Annotated in this window: 14 protein-coding genes and 1 pseudogene; 11 read left to right on the top strand and 4 right to left on the bottom strand. The window is 54.1% G+C overall.

Annotated features, from left to right (window positions below):
• Nucleotides 1-425: 425 nt before the first annotated feature.
• From CCX46_RS22690 to CCX46_RS22660, 7 genes and pseudogenes are all read left to right on the top strand, one after another.
• Complete coding sequence (locus CCX46_RS22690; protein ID WP_127929396.1) at nucleotides 426-1,124, top strand: DUF1120 domain-containing protein; 699 nt, start codon at nucleotides 426-428, stop codon at nucleotides 1,122-1,124.
• Nucleotides 1,125-1,239: 115 nt separating this feature from the next.
• A complete protein-coding gene (locus CCX46_RS22685) occupies nucleotides 1,240-1,935 on the top strand; it encodes a fimbria/pilus chaperone family protein (RefSeq protein WP_127929395.1) in 696 nt (231 codons plus the stop codon).
• A complete protein-coding gene (locus tag CCX46_RS22680) occupies nucleotides 1,925-4,372 on the top strand; it encodes a fimbria/pilus outer membrane usher protein (protein ID WP_202978057.1) in 2,448 nt (815 codons plus the stop codon). The genes CCX46_RS22685 and CCX46_RS22680 overlap by 11 nt, the downstream gene beginning before the upstream one ends.
• 13 nt (nucleotides 4,373-4,385) lie before the next feature.
• The gene (locus tag CCX46_RS22675) at nucleotides 4,386-5,000 is read left to right on the top strand and encodes a hypothetical protein (protein WP_127929394.1); all 615 of its coding nucleotides are present in this window, start codon (nucleotides 4,386-4,388) and stop codon (nucleotides 4,998-5,000) included.
• Nucleotides 5,001-5,212: 212 nt separating this feature from the next.
• Nucleotides 5,213-5,680: an IS66-like element accessory protein TnpA gene (gene tnpA, locus CCX46_RS30660; protein WP_158013188.1), complete on the top strand. Its 468-nt coding sequence runs from the start codon at nucleotides 5,213-5,215 to the stop codon at nucleotides 5,678-5,680.
• Nucleotides 5,677-5,778, top strand: a complete 102-nt coding sequence (gene tnpB, locus CCX46_RS31210; RefSeq protein WP_446730732.1) for an IS66 family insertion sequence element accessory protein TnpB — start codon at nucleotides 5,677-5,679, stop codon at nucleotides 5,776-5,778. The genes tnpA and tnpB overlap by 4 nt, the downstream gene beginning before the upstream one ends.
• Nucleotides 5,779-5,921: 143 nt before the next feature.
• Nucleotides 5,922-6,413 (top strand): annotated as a pseudogene (locus CCX46_RS22660) (IS66 family transposase zinc-finger binding domain-containing protein); the annotation flags it as partial.
• A gap of 179 nt (nucleotides 6,414-6,592) precedes the next feature.
• Here CCX46_RS22660 and CCX46_RS22655 read toward each other — a convergent pair.
• The 4 genes from CCX46_RS22655 to CCX46_RS22640 form a co-directional block, all read right to left on the bottom strand.
• Nucleotides 6,593-7,240: a response regulator gene (locus tag CCX46_RS22655; protein WP_127929393.1), complete on the bottom strand. Its 648-nt coding sequence runs from the start codon at nucleotides 7,238-7,240 to the stop codon at nucleotides 6,593-6,595.
• A 38-nt stretch (nucleotides 7,241-7,278) separates the two neighbouring features.
• A complete protein-coding gene (locus CCX46_RS22650; RefSeq protein WP_127929392.1) occupies nucleotides 7,279-10,497 on the bottom strand; it encodes a hybrid sensor histidine kinase/response regulator in 3,219 nt (1,072 codons plus the stop codon).
• A gap of 80 nt (nucleotides 10,498-10,577) precedes the next feature.
• Nucleotides 10,578-11,765: an EAL domain-containing response regulator gene (locus tag CCX46_RS22645; RefSeq protein WP_008041712.1), complete on the bottom strand. Its 1,188-nt coding sequence runs from the start codon at nucleotides 11,763-11,765 to the stop codon at nucleotides 10,578-10,580.
• Nucleotides 11,752-14,574 (bottom strand): ATP-binding protein, encoded by a 2,823-nt coding sequence (locus tag CCX46_RS22640; protein ID WP_127929391.1) that lies wholly within the window; start codon nucleotides 14,572-14,574, stop codon nucleotides 11,752-11,754. The genes CCX46_RS22645 and CCX46_RS22640 overlap by 14 nt, the downstream gene beginning before the upstream one ends.
• Nucleotides 14,575-15,004: 430 nt before the next feature.
• Between CCX46_RS22640 and CCX46_RS22635 the strand changes: the two genes are divergently transcribed.
• The 4 genes from CCX46_RS22635 to CCX46_RS22620 all read left to right on the top strand — a co-directional run bounded on the left by CCX46_RS22635 (nucleotide 15,005) and on the right by CCX46_RS22620 (nucleotide 20,139).
• Nucleotides 15,005-15,910: a cation diffusion facilitator family transporter gene (locus CCX46_RS22635; protein WP_127929390.1), complete on the top strand. Its 906-nt coding sequence runs from the start codon at nucleotides 15,005-15,007 to the stop codon at nucleotides 15,908-15,910.
• A gap of 235 nt (nucleotides 15,911-16,145) precedes the next feature.
• Nucleotides 16,146-16,721 carry a fimbrial protein gene (locus CCX46_RS22630; protein ID WP_127929389.1) on the top strand — a complete coding sequence of 192 codons (576 nt, stop codon included), beginning with the start codon at nucleotides 16,146-16,148 and terminating at the stop codon, nucleotides 16,719-16,721.
• Between the two features lie 66 nt (nucleotides 16,722-16,787).
• Nucleotides 16,788-17,483: a fimbrial biogenesis chaperone gene (locus CCX46_RS22625; RefSeq protein WP_127929388.1), complete on the top strand. Its 696-nt coding sequence runs from the start codon at nucleotides 16,788-16,790 to the stop codon at nucleotides 17,481-17,483.
• A 37-nt stretch (nucleotides 17,484-17,520) separates the two neighbouring features.
• Complete coding sequence (locus CCX46_RS22620; RefSeq protein WP_127929387.1) at nucleotides 17,521-20,139, top strand: fimbria/pilus outer membrane usher protein; 2,619 nt, start codon at nucleotides 17,521-17,523, stop codon at nucleotides 20,137-20,139.
• Nucleotides 20,140-20,145 lie beyond the last annotated feature (6 nt).

Below are 20,145 nucleotides of genomic sequence, written 5' to 3'. Positions count from 1 at the left end.
TTGGCGCCTACAGCGCGACGCTGATGTTGGAACTCGTTTATTTGTAGCGATGATGTTTTTCCCGCGCGCTCATTACGCCTCCCTGATCGCACGCTACTAGCGATTGCTCTGATCCCTCCAGCAGGGGGCAAGCGTAGTCAATATGTGTCAGCGTTCTCCAGCTCTGTACCAATCGGGTGAGCCTTCCCAATGCCGGTGCAGATCTGCTTCGCCATTGGGACGCATTGCACACCCACGCACAACGCGTGATTAACGTTGCGTCCAATGGCCAAAGTGACAGCTGCCAAATAGTGTCTTTTGCTGAGAACGGTTAGAAAATAAGAATCCTCTTATATCGAATTTTCTCTACACCCTTGAATATCGTCGCAGTCCCCTGTGCATCAATACACGGCAGAGTGATTCGATAATTTAAGTAAGGGTCGTAAATGAAAATATTGCATAAAACAGTGGCCGGCCTGGCGGTGGTGGCTAGTACTTCGCTTCCGGCATTAGCAGAAAGCGTTGATCTGCGGGTAGTGGGCACCATTACCCCGGTAGCTTGTACGCCAACGATATCAGGTGGAGGAGTAGTGGACTATGGCGTGATTTCCCCTAATACCTTGTCGGCAACGGCGTTCACCACGTTACCTGTTAAAGATGTCGATATCAGTATTGTTTGTGAGGCACCGGCCAGTGTGGCGCTTAAGTCCCGGAGTTCCCGTGCAGGTACTGTCGCGGGCGCTACGGAAAATGGCAATAACATCGCGATCTCACCCGTAAAACTATTTGATACGGACGGCCTGGGCGTTGTGGGGTTGGGTTTGGCCGGCACGAAAAAAATCGGGGGGGTGGCTTTCAGTATTGATCCTGCCAGTGTGACGCTCGATGGCGATGGTGCGGAGTCGTTATCGAAAACTTGGGGGCAAGTCGATTGGAGCAAGAATGAAGCATCCAAGTTCTTGTTTGATCCACAGTGGACTCGCATGTTTTCGTGGAGCAAAAAAGGAGTGACCACCCCTGCGAAATTCACCACGATGTCAGGAAAGGTGAGTGCTCAGGCATACATCAACAAGACCTCAGAACTTGATATGACCAAGCCGATCAATATAGATGGCATGATTAGCCTTGAAATGGTTTATCTATAATTTACAGGTTGTTACTGGACTGCTGGCGCTTGACTTCAAGTTCATGTCCAGCTGGTTACGTTAGTTAGATTAATTAACGTAACCTGCTGGCTTGTATAAAGTGGTGTATCAAGTCATGAGACTTTCTCCTTGTTTTTTCAGCGGGATAATCCTGTGCTTTACTTCCTTGGGGGTTGAGGCGACCGGAATGGTGCCTCAGACTTCCGTTGTCATTGTTGAACAAAGTGAAGGTGAGGGTGCCGTCAACGTTAAGAGTACAGATACTTTCCCGAACTTACTGCTGACAACCATTGAAAATATTCCTGAGGATACCGAAACGTTGGTGAGCGTCATCCCGCCAGTGTCGAGGGTAGAAGCGGGAAAAATCCAACGTGTACGTTTCATCATGACCAGCCAGGTCCCATTAAAGACCGAACGGTTGAAGCGCGTGATATTCGAGGGAGTGCCTCCGCAAAAAAAAGACGTGCAGGAGACGAGAATTTCTATCGTTCAGAACTTGCCGATGATTATCCGTCCCGCAGGACTTGAGAAAGATCTGGAGCCGTGGAAGCACCTCGTTTGGAAAATTAAGGGGAGTAATCTTGAACTGAGTAATCCTTCACCCTATGTGGTTCGTCTTGGGCAAAATGTGCAAACCTTGCCGGATAATACTTCGTGGACGCTACCTAACGCCTATGTACTCCCTGGCCAGATGTTGACCATCGTACCGGAGGGAGATAAACATATTGGCGTTACCCAGAAAGTTCGTATTTCCCCAGCCACTACTTGGGGCTTTAGCGCAGGAAACTACGACTCTCCCCTTGCAGACTAAGTTGGCATTCTCATTGTTTTCGCAAGTTCAAGTGGTCGTTCATTATTGTCTGGTGGCACTGACGCTGTTAGGCACCTTACTCAGCATGTCAAAGATACAGGCCGAAGAAAACAAACAGTCCACACCAGATACTGAGTTCGATATGGGAGTCATAACATCCCGAGGTCTGGATCCTTCGCTTATGGCGCTGTTTCGGCAGGCTCCGCACTTTATGCCTGGACAGAGCACGGTAGCGCTCACGGTGAACGGCACTGAGCGAGGAAAGTTCATGGCCCGTTTTGACGATAATGGCCAGTTATGTGCCGATGGGGTTTTCTTCAAGCAAGCTAGGTTAAAACTTGCGTCTGCCGACTCAGTAGACACATGTGCTGATCTAAAGGAGTTGTGGCCTCAGACCGAGCTGACTCTCGATCCTGCTGAAGGGCGAGTGGAACTGGTGGTACCTCCACAGGCCATTGCCTTCCCCGGAATAGAAAACGGGAATTGGACCCATGGTGGGCTTGCTGGAATGCTTAACTACGATGCCCAGTATATGGACTCAGCAGGGGCTGCGTCTGGCGTCAACTTCATGCAATTGGGAACCGAGGCCGGATTCAACGCAAATGACTGGATTGTTCGCAGTCGCCAGACGCTCACGCGTCTTGATGGCATAGATACGATGCAGCATCAGGCTGCCTATGCGCAGCGTAGTTTTCTAAGTACCCAACAGGTGTTTCAAGCAGGCCAGGTCAGCTTGTCCAACTCGATGTTCGGTACAGGCCAGGTAATCGGCTTTCAGGTATTCCCCGAAGCCTCGTTACGGAGCAGTCTTGGCGGCCCTGGGCTGGTTGAGGGGGTTGCCGATATTCAATCGATCGTCGAAGTTCGCCAGTCCGGCGTATTGGTCCACAGCACCACTGTCCCGGCTGGACCATTTAGACTTCAAGGGCTGTCGCTATTGAATACGCGCTCCGACCTGGAGGTCACCTTGACCGGCAGCAATGGTGAAAAACGTCAATTCATTGTGCCGGCCTCGGCGCTGTTGCTCAATGGCAATGCTGTGGCTCCCGGCCTTTCTTTTGGCATCGGCAGGCTGGAGCAGCAGGGCAGTAATGAATCGCCGATGCTTGGGACCGTCGCTAATGGTTGGGTGCTAAATCCCCGTACCGTCCTTAATGTGGGATTACTGAGTTCCACTGCCTATCGCGCCGGGGCCCTCAGACTGGATGCCGATCCGTGGAATGCTACGCAGTTATCCATACAAGCCACATTGTCCCAGGACGTTATAAATAACTATCGAGGGGAATCGTTTACCTCATCCCTGAGCCGCAACCTCAGCGAACGCACCAGCGTCGTGATAAACGCAAGCCAACAATCCGGTGGTTATCGGGAACTGAGTGATGCCCTGCAGGAGGAATATCTAGAAAACTCCATAAGCCGTAGTCTAAGGCAGTATGGCGCGGGTGTGAGTTGGGCGACTGAGACGTTTGGAAGCTTATCTCTCTCCCTGTCACGTGGCACTACTTTTGAAGGGGATAACACCACGTTTCTGCGTGGCAGCTGGAGTAGGCAGTTCGGCGATGTCTATATCGGAGCCAGTGTTGAACAGAACTCTGGAACGTCCGCTATTGACGCGGAGAAACGTTTGTATCTGACCCTGAATATTCCTTTCGGTAATCGTACCGTCAGTAGCTATGTCAGCAATACCAGCAACAGTAGCCTTGCGGGCGTCCGTTATAGTGACCGAACAAGCAGAGACCGAGGCTGGAGCCTTTCGAGCGAGCGCGATTTCCAGAATCGACGAGTTTCTAACAGCGGTACGGTGGATATGGTGACGCCCATCAGCCAACTTGGCGGCAGTCTGAGCCGTGACTCGGATAACTATACATCCTGGTCCGTACGCGCCACAGGCGCTGTGGTGGGGCACGCAGACGGCGTGACACTGTCGCCTTACCGCGTGGGCGATACCTATGGCATCGCCAAAGTCGGTGAGGAGGCTGGTGTGAAAGTCGATACGTCGTCGGGAACGACATGGACCGACGCAAGTGGATACGCGGTAATACCGTCGCTCGCTGGATTCAAGCGCTCAAATGTGCAGGTGGATACACAAAGCCTACCCAAGAACGTCGATATTGCTAACGCTTGGCATGAGACAGAAGCTGCGCGCGGCTCGGTGAGTTACATCAATTTCGATATTGTTCGTACGCGCCGAGTGTTGGTTGATGTCAGAGACCGTTCAGGAGAGTACCTGCCGCACGGGGCCAGCGTTTTTGACGAGGCCGGTAATTTCGTCACGATCGTCAATTACAGAGAGGGCGTATTCATTCCAGATGCAGGCGTAGGCGTCAGGTTTGAAGTACAGCGATCCGGAAAGAGGCTGTGCTCGTTTAGCCTGCATCTGCCCGAAGAGCCAAATGTAGGCGGATTTTATGAATCCGCTAGTGCGCAATGTCGTTAATTGGAGGCATCTTATGAAAAGTCTAATGACGACAATGTCACTTGTCTTTGCTATCAGCCACTATAGCGAGGCGGCCCCTTTGGGTAGTGGCGTCGAAAAGATGCCATCCAATTTAGCCACGGATAGACGGTGCAGCGTGTCGCTCGGGGGAGAACTCATCGACTACGGTACCCAAACTCGGTGGCAATTACAGAATGCACCTGCCGTAAGCAATAGCTCCACCTTTGGCAAACGTACAGTAATACTCAGCGTGATTTGCCCCTATATACAGGACATGCGTCTAACCCTGCGTGGTCAGACAAACGCCAGCGGCAATGTGGTTTACGGGGAGCGCGGCAGCTTGGTCATCCGCTTATCCAACGCGCAAGTGGATGGCAAAAGTGTACAGATAGCCGGCAGTACTGCTGACGGAATTATCAATGATGCCGCTTCGGACTCGCGATTGCTTCAACCCGGCAGGACCTTTGCTCCGGTCGTTAGCGGTGAGCTTACGAGAGGAAAGACTCTTACCGCCCAACTGGAAATCGAACCCGTGATACCGACAGAAGATGCGCGGGTTTCCAGGCGCCAGATCAGTGAAGCCAGATTGACGATGGAACTGATGCCTGGCTGTCCAGCAAAGCAATGAGGAATTGGTCAGGGTGCCTAAAATACCAGATACTCAAGCGAGAGCAGACCTACGAACAGGCGCAACGGCGTGACGTCGCGTTACTCGGTTGCGAAAGCGCTGCGAAGACAGCGTAACCGTCCGGCGAAGTCACCTACCCGACCCCAGCGATAAGGGCGATGTTGTCAACTTAAAAATATGTGGACACTATCGCCCTTATCATCAGGAATGCCATGCGCCAAAGAACCTCTTACCCCAAGCACTTTAAAGCCCAAGTCGTCCAGGAATGCCTGCAACCAGGCGTACCAACGGCCAGCGTAGCCCTGCGCCACGGCATCGACGCCAACCTTGTTCGAAAATGGATTCCTACGTATCGTGATTGCCAGCCGCCAGCGCTGCCTGCTTTCGTTCCAATGAAACTCGCACCCACAACCCAGTCAGATCCGCAGGCCTCCATCAGCATCGAGATCCCTTCCGGCCAGCAAAAACTCACCTTTAAATGGCCAACTTCAGATCCTGGCGGTTGCGCCCGTTTTATCCTTGAGCTTGATCCCGGTAATCCGCATCGACTCCATTTGGCTCGCAACAGAGCACATGGATATGCGCGCCGGTACCGACACCACGCTCGCCAGGGTGGTCTCCGTCAGTGCGGCGAAGCCGCACTGCGCTTATCTCTGCAAATCGCCGCGCCAACCGGATGAAAGTCTTGGTGCACGACGGCGTGGGCATCTGGCTTGCCGCACGACGGTTAAACCAGGGCAAGTTTCACTGGCCCGGCATCCACCGCGGTCTGGAGTGAAACTCGATCGAGAGCAACTTCAAGCCCTGGTGTTGGTGTTGCCTTGGCTGCGAGTCGGCGCGGGCGGCACCATCACAGTGCTATAACACCTTCTATTAGCCGGCTTATCGCCGCTGATCGCCTGCTCTGACACAATCAGCGGCATGACTTCCTCGCCCAACCTCGACCAGATGACACCGGAACAGCTACGCGCCTTGACCGAACAGGCCTTGCAGTTGCTGTCCCAGGTTGACTCGATGGGCCAAAAGATCAACCGCCTCGAACGGTGAATGAGCAACTTGCCCATGAGATCGCTATCCTCAAACGCTACAAGTTCGCCAAGCGCAGTGAACAGCTGAGCCCAGACCAGGGCAGCCTCCTCGATGACCTGCTCGACACCGATCTTGCGGCCATCGAAGCCGATTTTGAAGGCGGTCAATCCGCCAGCCGCACGGGCCGAGCCATGTGAGAACCCCAAGCGTGCGCCGCAGCCGGCGCAGTTTCCACGCACCGTGATCCGCCATGAACCGGGAAACACTAAGTGCGCTTGCGGCTGCCAGCTTCAGCACATCGGCGAAGACGTCAGCGAGAAGCTGGATTACACGCCCGGCGTCTTCACCGTTGAGCAGCATGTGCGCGAGAAATGGGCCTGCCGCTTGTGGACCCGGGGGCGTCCATGTGTGTGAGGGGGGTGGCAGGTAACTGCCATCCCTACCGCGACCAAGAAAGCAACTGTTTGAATAGATTGATTGCGATCTGATAGTCCGATGTCAACGTTCACGCTTATCCAGGTGAACGCTTTTTTTTTCGATAGAATTCGGCTGACAGATCAGCCTTAGTTAAACACGTTACTTTCCAGGCAATACGTTAGCAGATCCTGATCACTGGAAACCTCCAGCTTGCGCATGGCCGCAATCTTTTGCGTGCTGATGGTTTTTGCACTACGGGAAAGGTTGCGGGCAATCGTGGTTACGCTCTGCCCGGCGACAAACATGCGCAAGATTTCGAACTCCTTGGGCGACAGCCGAGAGATCCTTTCATCCAGCGCTACATTGGGCTCCTTTACGCACGTCGGCGCCGGCTTGGCGCTGTTGAACGAGCGACCTTGCGCCACGGCCATCAATGCCAATTGAATCTCCTCATGCAGCTGGCTTTTCTGAATGACCCCGACGACGCCCAATTCATGTAGTCGCGTCAGGATCAACGGGCTGGAGATCATGGTCAGTACCAGGACTTTCACATCGGCAAAATGCCTGAGCAGGTATTCCACCAGCTTCAGGCCATCTCCGTAAGGTGAATCAGCGGGCATGTTGAAGTCGGTGATCACAAGATCGACGGATTCACGCTTGAGCAGCTCGATCAGTTCGTTCGAGCACACAGCCTCACCCACGACGCGATAGCGGTCATCGCGCTCTATCAGCTCACGTACACCCAATAACACGATGGGGTGATCATCGGCGATCACGACGTTGAGTTTTGCCATGTTCGGCTTTCCCTGACTTATTGTTGAATGCATACTGATTACGCCAGCGCGTCGAGCATTGCTTCCAGTCGCCCCAGCATAGCGCCGATCTCGGTGGCCAAAGCCGGAGTGAGAGGCCGACCATCCAGGCGACTCTCGAGGCTGACACAAGCGTCCGCCAAACTGTCGGCCCGCACGGCGCCCAAAGCTCCGGCCATGCTGTGCAGATGACGACCAAGTGCAGCCGCGTCGTTGTCTTGAAGTGAGGCGGTGACCTTGTCAATGTCCTGTTGCATGGTGCTGAAGAACAACGCACGCATTTTCGGCGAAAACTGCGGCTGATCAGGGCGAGGAACATCAGGTGCACGCTGGTCGGGATCAACGGCAAGCAATGGATCGGCGACTTTGCAATGTTTGAGCAATTGCGTGCGCAGCATGTGCAGGTTCAACGGCTTGACGAGCCAAGCGTTCATGCCCACCGCCGCACAATGTTCGCCTTCATCGCGCAAGGCATTGGCTGTGACGCCGATGATCGGCAAATCAGCATCGTTCCTGCGCAGTGCCCTGGCCAGTTCATAGCCATTCATGACGGGCATGTTGACGTCGGTCAGCACCATGTCGAACAAGCCTGGCAGCCATTGGTGCAGCGCTTGTTCGCCGTCGGCCGTGGCGACCACTGTGCAGCCCAGCGCCTCCAGTTGCTCTTTGATGATCGCCCGATTGATCGGGTTGTCTTCGGCAATCAGAATGTTCAGATCCAGGCGTCGGACCTGCTCCGTGAGCGCCGTTCGGCTTCGTTTACCCGCACCTTGTTGCGCGAAACTGACCGCCCAAGCCATCGCCCGGATGTCATGCGCATCGACCGACCAACCTTCGGCGGTGTATTCCGCCGGGTTTGCCCCCGCGGTCGTGGCGATGACGCGCGGGCCGGCCCAGGCAGGTTGCGAGGACGGCAGCACATCGAGCAGCAGCGCTGAAGAGCCGGGCAAGTGTTTCGCGTCCGGCCCGAGGATGCGGGTTTCTTGGCCCAGTCGGTTGAACCAGTTGCAGACATGCTGTGCCAGTTCGGGCGCCGGTGCCTGTACGTAAATCGGCGGCGCATCAGGCGCGAACTCAGGGCAGTCGGTCAATTGGCCTTCTGCGCAAGCGACATGCAAATGCAGAGAGAAACTACTGCCCAGTCCGGGTTCGCTGACCACTTTCAATTGTCCGGCCATCAGTTCACACAGCCACCAGCAAATCGCCAGGCCGAGGCCGGCGCCGGCTTCGCTGGACGCATCGCGCACTTGATAGAACGGCTCGAACAGCTGCGTTTGCTGCGCTTGGGAAATGCCAATTCCGGAGTCGCTGACCTGCCATTGCAGGTCAGCGCCACCGGCGTTTTGATCCAGCAGCCGTAGTCGTAATACCACGCGGCCGTTGTCGGTGAACTTGATCGCATTGCTCAGCAGATTATTGAGAATCTGCCGGATGCGCAGCGGATCGCCTTGCACCCGGTCCGGGACCGACGAATCAATGCAGGCATAAAGCTGCAAGCCTTTAGCTTCGGCGAACGCACTGTAGGCGCGCAAAGTATCTTCGGTAAGCTCCAGCGGGCAGAAGTCCTGAGCTTCAATGGTCATCTGCCCGGATTCGATCTTCGATACATCGAGTACGTCGCTGATCAGCTGAAAAAGGGTGGCCGACGAACGGTGAATGGTGCGCAAGTATTCCTGTTGACGCGGCTTGAGATCAGTCAGGCCCAACAGTTCGAGCGTGCCTAGAACGCCGTACAACGGCGTGCGGATTTCATGACTCATGGTCGCCAGAAAGCGCGTTTTCGCCTCGTTCGCCGAATCGGCCGCACGAAATGCCTGCTCCAGTGCTGCGGCATCATTTACATGTCGGGTCACGTCATGGAATGCGCAGATCCAGACATCCTCTCCATGGTAGCGAGCGCCTACTACCCCCGCGTGCAGATGGCGACCATCGATTTCCAGGTCGGTCTGCCCGGGGCTGGTCAGCAGGCGTTTTTGATTGAGGGCCGCGATCAGTCGGTCGCTTTGATGCCACTCCTGAATACGCTGGTTTTCCAGCAATACTCGATGATCGCTGCAATGCACCACACACAGCCCGGTCGGCGCAGCGTCGATGACCGCGCGGCTGAATGCATCGCTTTCGGCAATGCTCTGAAGCGCTTGATGCGCGGGGAAAACAACGCGGGATTGGTACCACCGGTTGAAGGCCCGGCCCCCACCAATGCTGGCAATGATTAAAGTCAAAACGCCCAGAAGTGGCCACCATGCGTAATCGATAAAGCTCTTGAAGCCGACTACGTAAACCGCTGTCCAGCGTTGCGGGCCTTCATTGGAAATCTTGAAGACCAGACCGTCGAGACGAACATTCAGCCCTTCGCTCAACGTCCGGTCGGGCAGCTCGGTGCCGACCAACAGATTGCCGTTGGGCGCGGTGAGACTAAAGCGGTCGTAGATCGACCATTTCATGATGCGCTCGATATCGTTGATCTGGCTCAGGTTCAACAACGATGCCACGACTACCCACGGACTGGCACCGTCAATGTCCAATTGGCTTGCCGGGAGGTCGACATTGATGTAAGCCAGTATCCTCGGAGCGACGTCTTTATCCACTTCAGCACCATAGCGAACCCAATGAACCCGGCTGTCCACTGGTTGCGGATTTTTCTCCTGCAGGCGCCGCAATACGTGCGTCAGTACTTGCTGGAAGCTGACCCCCTGGATCTGCCCGGCGCCGCGTAATTGCCCGGCGGCGGGCACGGCGATATCAAAGTTGTCCGGGACGTTGAATAGAAACACCTGGGGCGACTGATAGTGCGAGGCCGACCAGAATGCGCTGTAGTAACTGGCCAGGTGCGCGCCCAGCGCGAAGACCTTGGCGCGCTCAGCCGTTTCAATCGCTGCCGGGTTGATCTTGATGCTGAAAGGTAGGGAAAAAGACAGCTCTTGAGCCCGGTAAATCCCGCTGCCTTGCTCGGGCATAGGTTCGTGAACAGACATGCTCATCCGCTGCGTATTCAGCGTGAGTCCCTTGGCACTCTGCTTGGCGATAGCGCTGAGGAAGGTGTCTTGTTCGCCAATGTTCTCTATCAGTCGGGCGAAGTGATAACGCACCGCATCATGCTGCTCGGCGACCATACGATTCAGGCCCCAGACACTGAGACCAACCAACACTGATGCCAGACCGCACAGCACCACGACACCTTTATTCATGCGCAGCGAGCTACTGGCCAGTTTGTGCAATCGCACATTGGGATGAGTCATTGGACCAGCCTGTTGGAGACGCTTGTATAAGCCTTGGACACCGCTACCTCTGATGCAAACAGAATCTGTGCGCCAGGGATTCAATCCACTACAGCCGGGCCGTCCTGGGTCAGCAGTTGCTGAAATTCGGATGATGACACCGCATGGGAAATGAGAAAACCCTGAACCTGAGTGCAGTTGATTCTACGCAATAGCGCCAGCTCCTGTGCTGTTTCCACGCCTTCGGCCACCACCGTGAGACCCAACTGACGTCCAAGTGCGACGATGCTGGTCAGGGCCAGAGTCAACTCTTCATTTTCGCCGCAGCCGTGCACCAGCGCCCGGTCAATCTTCAGTTCGGTGAACGGCGTCGACACCAGATTCATGTACGAACTGTAGCCCTGACCGAAATCATCCTGCGAAAGCCCGAATCCCTTCATGCGCAATCGGCACGCACCAGCGTAGAAGTTGCTGATATCGTCGGGCATCGAACACTCCATCAGTTCAAAACAGATCATCGCCGGGACGCCATGGTGCTTGAGGACAAATTGCAGAATCCGGTCCGGCAGGTCTGGACTGTTAAGCAAGTGGGTGGGCAAGTTGATTGACACGGGAATCGCGTAGCCTTGAACGTCCCATAGTTTCTGTGCCTTCATCGCTTGCTCGAGAATACACCAGAGCAGGCTTTCCTCCAGGCCAAACGCCTTGAAGGCGGGCAGAAACATACCCGGCAAAAGCACCCCATGCTCGGGATGGATCCAGCGTGCCAGCGCCTCTGCTGCGACGATACGGCCGTTGGTCAGCGACTTTTTTGGCTGGAACCAGGCTTGCAATTCACCGTTGTCCAGACCCGCGAGTATCGCCAGGTGATCAATTTTCGGGCCGGGCGGAGGCTGGGTGGCTTGATGCGTTTTTCTCAACTGCTCGGTTAGCTTACGCAATGCACCGCTCTTGACCGGTTTAGAAATCAGGCCGATGACGCTGACGCCTAGATTGCGCGCTGCGAGGCTGGCGCTGGTCAGCATGCGTCGGGAGGCGACGCTCATGATCGCCAGCGCGGGCCTCGAACCTGATTCTGCCAAACCCTGAATGAACTGGACGCCGTCCATCCCCGGCATCAGCAAATCAGTCAGCACCAGATCGAAGTCGCGCCTTTTCAGGCAGTCCAGCGCTACGCTGCCTTCTTGAGCGAACTTCAGCTCAAAGTCTCCCAGCTCGCTGAACAGATTCCGTAAATACAGTTGCTGGAACGGGTGATCTTCAACGATCAGGATACTAAGTGGTTTCATTGGAAGTTCTTTCGTAAGGCGCCAGTTGGTTGTGTAAGGCCTGCAACGTGAAAGGTTTGACCAGACAATGGTTCATTCCAGCAGCCAGACACAGGGCTTCTTCGCCGCGCATGGCGTTGGCGGTTGCGCCGATGATCGGCACGTTGCAACCCATGCGGCGCAACTCTCGCGCAAGTTCGTAGCCATTTTTGCGCGGCATGTTGACGTCGCTCAGAATCATGTCGAAGCGACCTCTGCGCCACATCGTCAGTGCCTCCTCACCATTGCCGGCCAGTTCTGCCGTACACCCTAGTTCCTGTAATTGGTCATGCAGGATCAACCGGTTGATGACGTTGTCTTCAGCCACCAGTATGTGCAAATGCAACTTTTTCAGCTGCCATTGCAGGTTGTCATTTTCCGGTTTGATTGCCGAAAGCCCTTGGGCCCGGCTGACGGCCTGATGAATGGCCTCCAGATAGTTGATGTTGACGACCCAGCCGCCGGAACCTGCTTGGGGTTCGTTGTAGCCCTCGCCGGTGGCCATCACCAGCTGCCCCGTCCATTCAGGGGCCACGCGCGCTTCGTAGCAACCGGGATGCAACTCAAGCAGCACGCTGTCTGGCGTATCGGCGCCGCGCGAAGGGCGATCGAGTTGCGGGCGTGCGCCCCATCGACGCAACCAGCCGCTCATGGCTTCCGCGAGTTCGCGAACGGGTGAAAGCACAAACACCACTTTTGGCAACAGCGGCGTGAAACTGTCATTCAACGCGGGGCTTGAGGGCTGTTCCAAAGAGAGAGTCAGCGAAAAACTGCTACCTAGTCCGGGTTCGCTGACCACGCGGATACTGCCATTCATCAAGTGAGTGAGGCGCTGGCAGATGGGCAGACCGAGGCCAGTACCGGCGATCACGTTGGCGTGGCCGCGAGTTTGGTAGAAGGGCTCAAAAATTCGTGTCTGGTCCTCCTGAGTGATGCCTTTTCCAGTGTCCGAGACTTGCCAGAACAAGTTGGCGCGCTCGCCGTCGCGGCCAATCAGACTCACGCGTAGGACGATATGACCCGCGTCGGTGAATTTGACGGCGTTGCTCAGCAGGTTGTAGAGAATTTGGCGGATGCGCGACACATCGCCGATCATCCGTTCCGGCAATTTCGGATCAATCACCGCGTATAGATCAAGGCCCTTGCCGTGGGCTGCTGCTGCGTATCCCTGGATCACTTCGTGAATCAGTTCGAGTACGCTGAACTCTGTGAGTTCGAGTGCCAGTTGCCCGGCTTCGATCTTCGATACATCGAGTACATCGCAGATCAATTGCAACAGCGTCGCAGATGATCCTTCGATGGTGCGCAGATAGTTGGTTTGTTGCGCATCCAATTCGGTTCGGGCCAGCAATTCCAAGGTGCCCAACACGCCATATAAAGGCGTGCGGATTTCATGACTCATGGTGGCCAGGAACAGGGTTTTTGCTTCGTTCGCTGCATCGGCCAGTTGCCGCGCCTGATCCAGCGCATCTTCAATCTGAGTGCGGGTGCTGATGTCACTGAAGGCGCAGAGCAAGACGTCTTCGCCCTTGTAACGGGTGGGCGCGCAACTCAGGTACAGGTGACGGCCGTCGGCGGCTTCGAAGTAGTCAGTGACTTGCGGGTTCATCTCATCGAATGCCTGGTAGATCCAGCGCGGACTGAGCCGTTCACGCTCACCACTCTGGCCCAGCCATTGCTGTGACAAGGTGTTTTCCAGCACCACCTGGCCGTTGGCGCGCCGCAGTACACACAGCGCAACGGGTGCGGTCTGAATCACGTCGCTACTGAATAGTTCGCTTTCGACCAGTGCCTGGATCCGACTGATGGTGGGCATGATAAACCGATCTTCGAGGCGTCGAATCACAATCCACACAAGGCTGATGCTGAACAGGCAGAACAGTAGGGCGCCGCCAAGTCGTGGCCATAGTGCGATGAGCACATCACGCAAATCGATGGAGTAGACCAACTGCCAGTCGGATGACTTCAATTGTTTGCGCATCACCAGATTATCGGGCAGGAAATGTTTTCCAACAAAGCCAAAGAAATTCTGACGCTGCATTTGCATGAGATTTTTACAGATCTGTGCAGGTTGACTGTTGCTGAACACCAGCATGCCGTCGGGGTTGAACATCATGAACTGCCCAGCGCTTTGATCATCCAACGCATGGGATACTTCGCGGCCGTCCATCTCAAGTCCCAACCACCCGGAATCGAGGTCGTGCGCATCAAGGCGAATGAATATGTATAACTGAGAATGACTGGACGATTGATTGGTCAGCCACAACTCGTCCATCGCACTGGAATTCTCACCTTTCAACGCTTGCAAGCGTTCGAGCATTGCCTGGGGAAAGTCGGCCACGATCGGTGTCGCCGTATAAAGTCTTTTCACCTGAAGATTGTTGCCACTGCTGACGTACAGCAAGTTGACCTGCTTGCTCCTCAGATATTGCCGAATCCGCTCGCTCAGCCAAATGCTCCATTGCTTGCCGCGCGTATTGCCCAGTAGTAAATGGATTTCTTCCGGTGATACTTGCGGCTTTACGCCATCGGGCTTGCGAATCGCCGACAGGCTAAGGCTTTCGAGCAGCGCTTCGCGGGTGGTGAAAAAGGTATGGGCTTCAGCAATTGCACTGCTCATGTGGCTGCGTCTGCGCGACACTTCGGCGTTGAACGTCAGCAGCAGAAAACTGTAGACGCCGCTTAGTATGCCAACGAGCAAAACCACGCCAAAAATACGCAACAAACGTCTTGCGGCATTTGGCGTAGAGAGGAGGGGATTGATCTGGTAAAGGTAGTTCTTCAGTTTCATCTGACTACCCTATCGATAGGGTATTTGAGCGGGTATCAGGCGATTCCTAAAACTGGCGTTCTTTGTGTTTATTCGCTGACGTAGAGGTCGCATCGCTTTAGTTTAGTGTCGTAAGAATTTATAAGCCGCAGAGGACTGTCTGGCTCGGTCAGGCTTTTGGTATTTTCATATGACGATTTTCATTGATTGATCACGCTACTACACAGCTATAACGATAGGAACATAAGACGATTCCTAAATATCAATAATTATTTCTTTGTAGCCCTATGGCAGCTTTCCGGGACAAGGATTGTGTGTTCGTATATAGGACGATTCTTATATACATTTGCTAGTATATTTCTCGGGGCTGCGTAAAAGGCTGTGGTGTAGACTAAGCTTCGCAAGACTAGCCGCGCTATGCGGCGAGTTGAATTATGTCGTAGGAGGCTATGTGAGTAACCGTGTTGAGCAGGCAATGCTCAAACAATCGACCGCTCTGATGTTTGCTGTGGCAATTGCCGCTATCATCACGGGTTTTTTTTCTGGCTCCCAATCGATTTTGTTCGATGGGTTTTTTTCGTTGGTCGCAACCTTCATCAAAGTTCTAATGCTGATCACCGCCAAGTTGATTGCCAAGGAAAGCAACCAGCGCTTCCAGTTTGGCTTCTGGCACCTGGAACCGATGGTACTGCTCATCGAGGGCAGCTTTCTGTTATTGATTGCAATTTACGCCTTCCTCAGCGGTATGTTCGGCATAATCAATGGTGGTCGCGAAGTCGAATTGAGCATAGTGATCCCTTTTGCTGCACTGCTTAGCATCGTCTGTTTGGGCTATTTCTTCTACGTCCGCTATCGCAATCGTACGTTGAAATCTTCGCTGATCCAGTTCGACAATATCAGTTGGCTGGTGGATGCAATGCTTTCGATCGGCTTGCTGGTTAGCTTTCTCACCGCGTTGGTGCTCAAGTCGCAAGGCTATGGCGCATGGGCCGCTTACGTCGATCCATCTATCCTGATCCTGTTGGGGCTGAGCATGCTCGCACCGGCGCATAAGATCTTAAGGCCAGCGTTACGCGATGTACTTGGGATCGTCCCAGATCAGCTAGATGAAAAAGTTCGCCGAGTGATGGACGAGGTTAAAGCTAATCAGGGTTTTTCCGAATACGTCTCGTATGTTCAGAAACATGGACGCGCGCGGTTTATCGAAATTCATGTAGTGTTGCCGATGGACTATCAATTGCAGGATGTGGGAAAGCTAGATGCACTCAGGGAACAGATTTCCGCCAAGCTTGGCAAGCCGGGCGCGACACGATGGTTGACCATCTGCTTTACCGGAGATCGAAAGTGGATTGCCTGATCTTCTTAGGGAACAAACGAGAGCGTGCATGAGCGCATGCGACTACCGGTAGTAAGTGAACAGCATTGTTGCCTTGCCGCGCATTTTTATTCGTGCAGATTAGTGACGTTTAAGAATCGTCTTATGGGCTGGGTGCATGTGCCAGTACATCATTGAATCACCTGCTACGGCAAGCCGTGGAACAGGGACGTTAAATGATGTAATGGCACATCTACTACAGCTAAGGGTAACTTTCATGGTTAAGAGTATCTGTAAATGCACCGCTCTGTGTGGTTCCTCATTGTTGATCCTGATGGCCGCCGTCAGCGCGCAGGCATCGGACGGCCAAGTTGAATTCACGGGTTCGATCAACGACAACGCTTGTACCATCAGTACCGAAAACGTGAAGAAGTCGGTCGATTTGGGGCAGGTCCGCGTGGGTGACTTTGCCAACACGGTCGGCGCCACCGCTGGATCCGTTCCGTTTTCCATCTCGCTGGAAAACTGCAGCAGTGCGACGTTGAAAAATGCGGCGATCACCTTCCGCGGACAGCAATCGTCTTCCGATCCAACGATCCTGGGCATGACCGGTGCCAATCAGGTAGCGGGGGTCGGTATTCAAATCAACGATGCCCGCACCGGAGCCAAGCTATCCCTCAACACCGCCAGCACGGATTACGTGTTGCGCCCGCAGTCCAATACCTTTGATTTCACCGCATCCTATGTGCGTCTGGTTGCAGACACAGAGGGTGCTGATGGCAAGCCTGGTGTTCGCGGTATCGGCACCGGTCAGGTGAATGCACTGGCCAGTTTCGATGTGACCTACAAGTAATCATGATATTAACGCCAGGGGTCGCATTCAGCAGCGAGCCCTGGTGTTAACCGAGGACTATTTATCATGCGCTTAAAAGTTGCGGCCATTACGGCTCTGGCGGCGTGTTTTTGGTTGCCCCAGCTTCAGGCGGGCGTCAACGTGGGCACCACACGCGTGGTTTATCAAGGTAAAGACAAAGAGGCGAATCTCTCTCTGGCCAATACCGATGATGATTCGCCTTATTTGGTTCAGTCTTGGGTAAGTCCTTATGACAATCGCGACACCAGTGCCGATGAATTTATTATTACTCCGCCGTTGTTTAGACTCGATGCGAAAAGTCAGAATATTCTGCGAATAATCGCAACCAACGTACAGCACTTGCCCGACGATAGGGAGAGTTTGTTCTTTATCAATGTCAAGGCTATCCCGGCGGTGGGCCCCGAGCAGCACAGTCAGAACGTACTGCAGATTGCATTGAAAACGACGATCAAACTTTTTTATCGTCCGGAACACTTGAAGGGATCATTGAAGGAGGCTGTCGATCAACTGCAGTGGAACGTTGACGATGGCAAACTGAGTGTTAGTAATCGCTCAGGTTTTAATGTAGTGGTGAGTGAGGTATTGGTTAATAACACCATTAATAAAGATTTTCCTGAAGTCATTAAGCCCGCTAGTACGCTGCAGTCCGCACAAGCACTTAAATCGGGCGATAAAATTGTACTAAGTTACATAAATGAATACGGCAGCACCGTCAAGGTAGATCCCGTCACAGTTCACTGAGCATTAAGGTTCTAAATCTTAAAGAAAGGACTCTCTCATGCCTCGTTTGCGCATGTGTGCCTATGCGCGCCTACCCAAGTATTGGAGTTGCTTTGCCCTGATTACTTCAGGATTGACAACCCCTGTGGTTTACGCGGATTACAGCTTCGATGCTTCATTTCTGGAAATTGGCGGAGGTAGCACTTCGACCGAAGTTGCTGAGCAAGTCAAGACCATGAGCAAGGGGCAATTGCCGGGCGTGTACCGTGTCAATGTGACCGTCGATAATCGGAAGGTAGAGCAACGTGACGTACGATTCGTTCAGGAAGCAGCGAATCAGAAACCGACTCCCACGGGATTGTTCCCCTGTTTCAGTGTTGATGACCTGGCCGCGTTGGGGGTTGAATCGAGTCGGCTTGCTCAGGCCGATATCAGTGCCGACCAATGTGTCTACTTCAACAGTGATTTGGCTGATATCACCTATAGCTACGACTTTCATAAGCAGCATCTGGATCTGCAGATTCCGCAGGCGTACATCGGCAGCGTTCCGTTTGCAGTCAGGCGTAAAAGCTGGAGTGACGGGGAGCAAGTAGCCTTCTCCAACTATAATTTTTCCGGTAGCCATTACGAAGCGCCGTACGGCAATCGTCAGTCACAGTTCGGTAGTTTGCGCAGCGGTATCAATACTGGTGCCTGGCGCTTGCGTAATTTTTCGACCTGGCAGAAAAGCACCAACGTAGAGGGCAATTGGAAATCGGTAGATTCCTATGCCCAGCGCGATCTGGGCGACATGATGGCCATTGCCACAATCGGCGAGAGCTCTACCGATAGCGAATTATTCGACTCCATTTCCTTTCGCGGTGTCGGCATTGAGTCGGACCTGGACATGCTGCCTGAAGACTCGCGCAACTTCGCGCCCGTCGTGCGTGGCGTGGCAAACGGTCGATCATTGGTCACGTTACGCCAGCGCGGTTACGTGATCAGTGAACAATGGGTGCCTTCCGGTCCGTTCGCCTTAAAGGATCTTTATTCAACTTCCAGTAATGGCGATATCGAGGTGAGTGTTGAAGGCCCCAATGGCGAGCGTCAGGTCTACACCCAGTCATTTTCTTCGGTGCCCTACATGATGCGTGAAGGCCAGCAAAGCTACTCGTTGACGGCAGGGCAGTATCGACCGGCTGATGGGGCGATCAGCCAGGAAAAACCAGCCTTTGTGCTGGGCACGTTGCGCCGCGGATTGAGCGACGGCACGACGCTGTTTGGCGGCGCCATAGTCAGTGATCAATACAAATCATCGCTATTGGGTTTTGCTTATGATTTTGCCGGCGTCGGTGCGATTTCCATCGACGTGACCCATGCGGTCAGCGATGACATGGGGGCTGAGGCTAAAACGCTTTCGGGTCAGTCCTATCGTTTTCGCTATTCCAAGACGTTAGACCTGACTAATACCAACTTCAGCCTGATTGGCTATCGCTATTCCACGAGCGGTTATTACAGCTTCAATGAGGCGGTCAATGCGCGCAGTAATCGTTCGTTAACCCCCTATGTCGATGATGCCCTGGACAGCAGCCGGGCATTTTCGCCGTACCTGCAAGGCCATATGAAAAGCAGCTTTACAGCCAGCGTATCGCAGCAATTAGGCGATTACGGTGGCATGTTCGCCAGCCTTACCAAGACCGATTACTGGAATATGGCCCAGAGCAACACGTCGTTGCAGCTGGGTTACAGTTTCAGCGTGGGCTATGCCTCTTACAACCTGGGGCTGGCGCAGAACAACAGCAGCGGTGATGACACTCGCAGCCTGTCCTTGAGTGTGAGCATTCCTCTGGGACAGCCTGGCAGCAGCAGCCGTATTGGTTTGAGCAGCACCCAGGATTCCAACGGCGGAGCCACTCGCTCAGCCACTTTCAGCGGCTCCAAGTTCCAGGACGATGCGCTGTCCTACACCTTGGGCGTCAACCAGCAGGTCAGTAATGATGAACGGGTCGTGGGAGGTTCGGTTGCCGCACGTTACAACGGTGCCAATGGAATTTGGCACGGTTCGTACAACAGCGATAAAAACAATCGGCAATTGGACTTTGGCGTAGAAGGGGCTGTCGTCGCCACGCGGGATACAGTGATGTTTTCTCAGCCGCTGGGGGAAACGAACATTATCGTGGCCACACCCGGTGCCGCCGATGTCGGCGTGTTGACCCGAAGCGGCGTCAAGACCAACAGCAGTGGCTACACGATTATTTCGTCGGCCCAACCTTATCGTAATAACCGAGTGTCGCTCAACACTGACTCGTTATCCGATGATGTCGATATTCCTGCACTGGTCCAGGAAGTCACGCCTAACCGCGGCGCTTTCGTGTTGGCCAATTTTCAGACCCATAACGGTCGTCGCCTGCTGGTCAGTGTCACCACACAGCAGGGCACGCCCGCGCCGTTTGCAGCACAAGCCCAAGTATTCGATCTGGAAGACAACTTGCTCAGCGACGCGATGATTGCAGACAAGGGCAGGGTGTTCCTGACCGGCGTGCCGGACAAATTCCGACTGGTCATCAAGGTTAACGAAAAACTTTGGTGTAGCGAGGACCTGGACTTAAAACAATACAGCCTGCCGGCAACGGGTATTGGTCAGTTCAAGGTCACTTGCACTCCCTCCAAAAAAATAATGGCTGACCATAACGAATGAGGTGGT

It is taken from the genome of Pseudomonas sp. RU47 (assembly GCF_004011755.1).
In the GTDB taxonomy this organism is placed as follows: domain Bacteria; phylum Pseudomonadota; class Gammaproteobacteria; order Pseudomonadales; family Pseudomonadaceae; genus Aquipseudomonas.
Note: the sequence above shows the minus strand (reverse complement) of the source record. Positions and strands in the feature narration are given on the sequence as shown.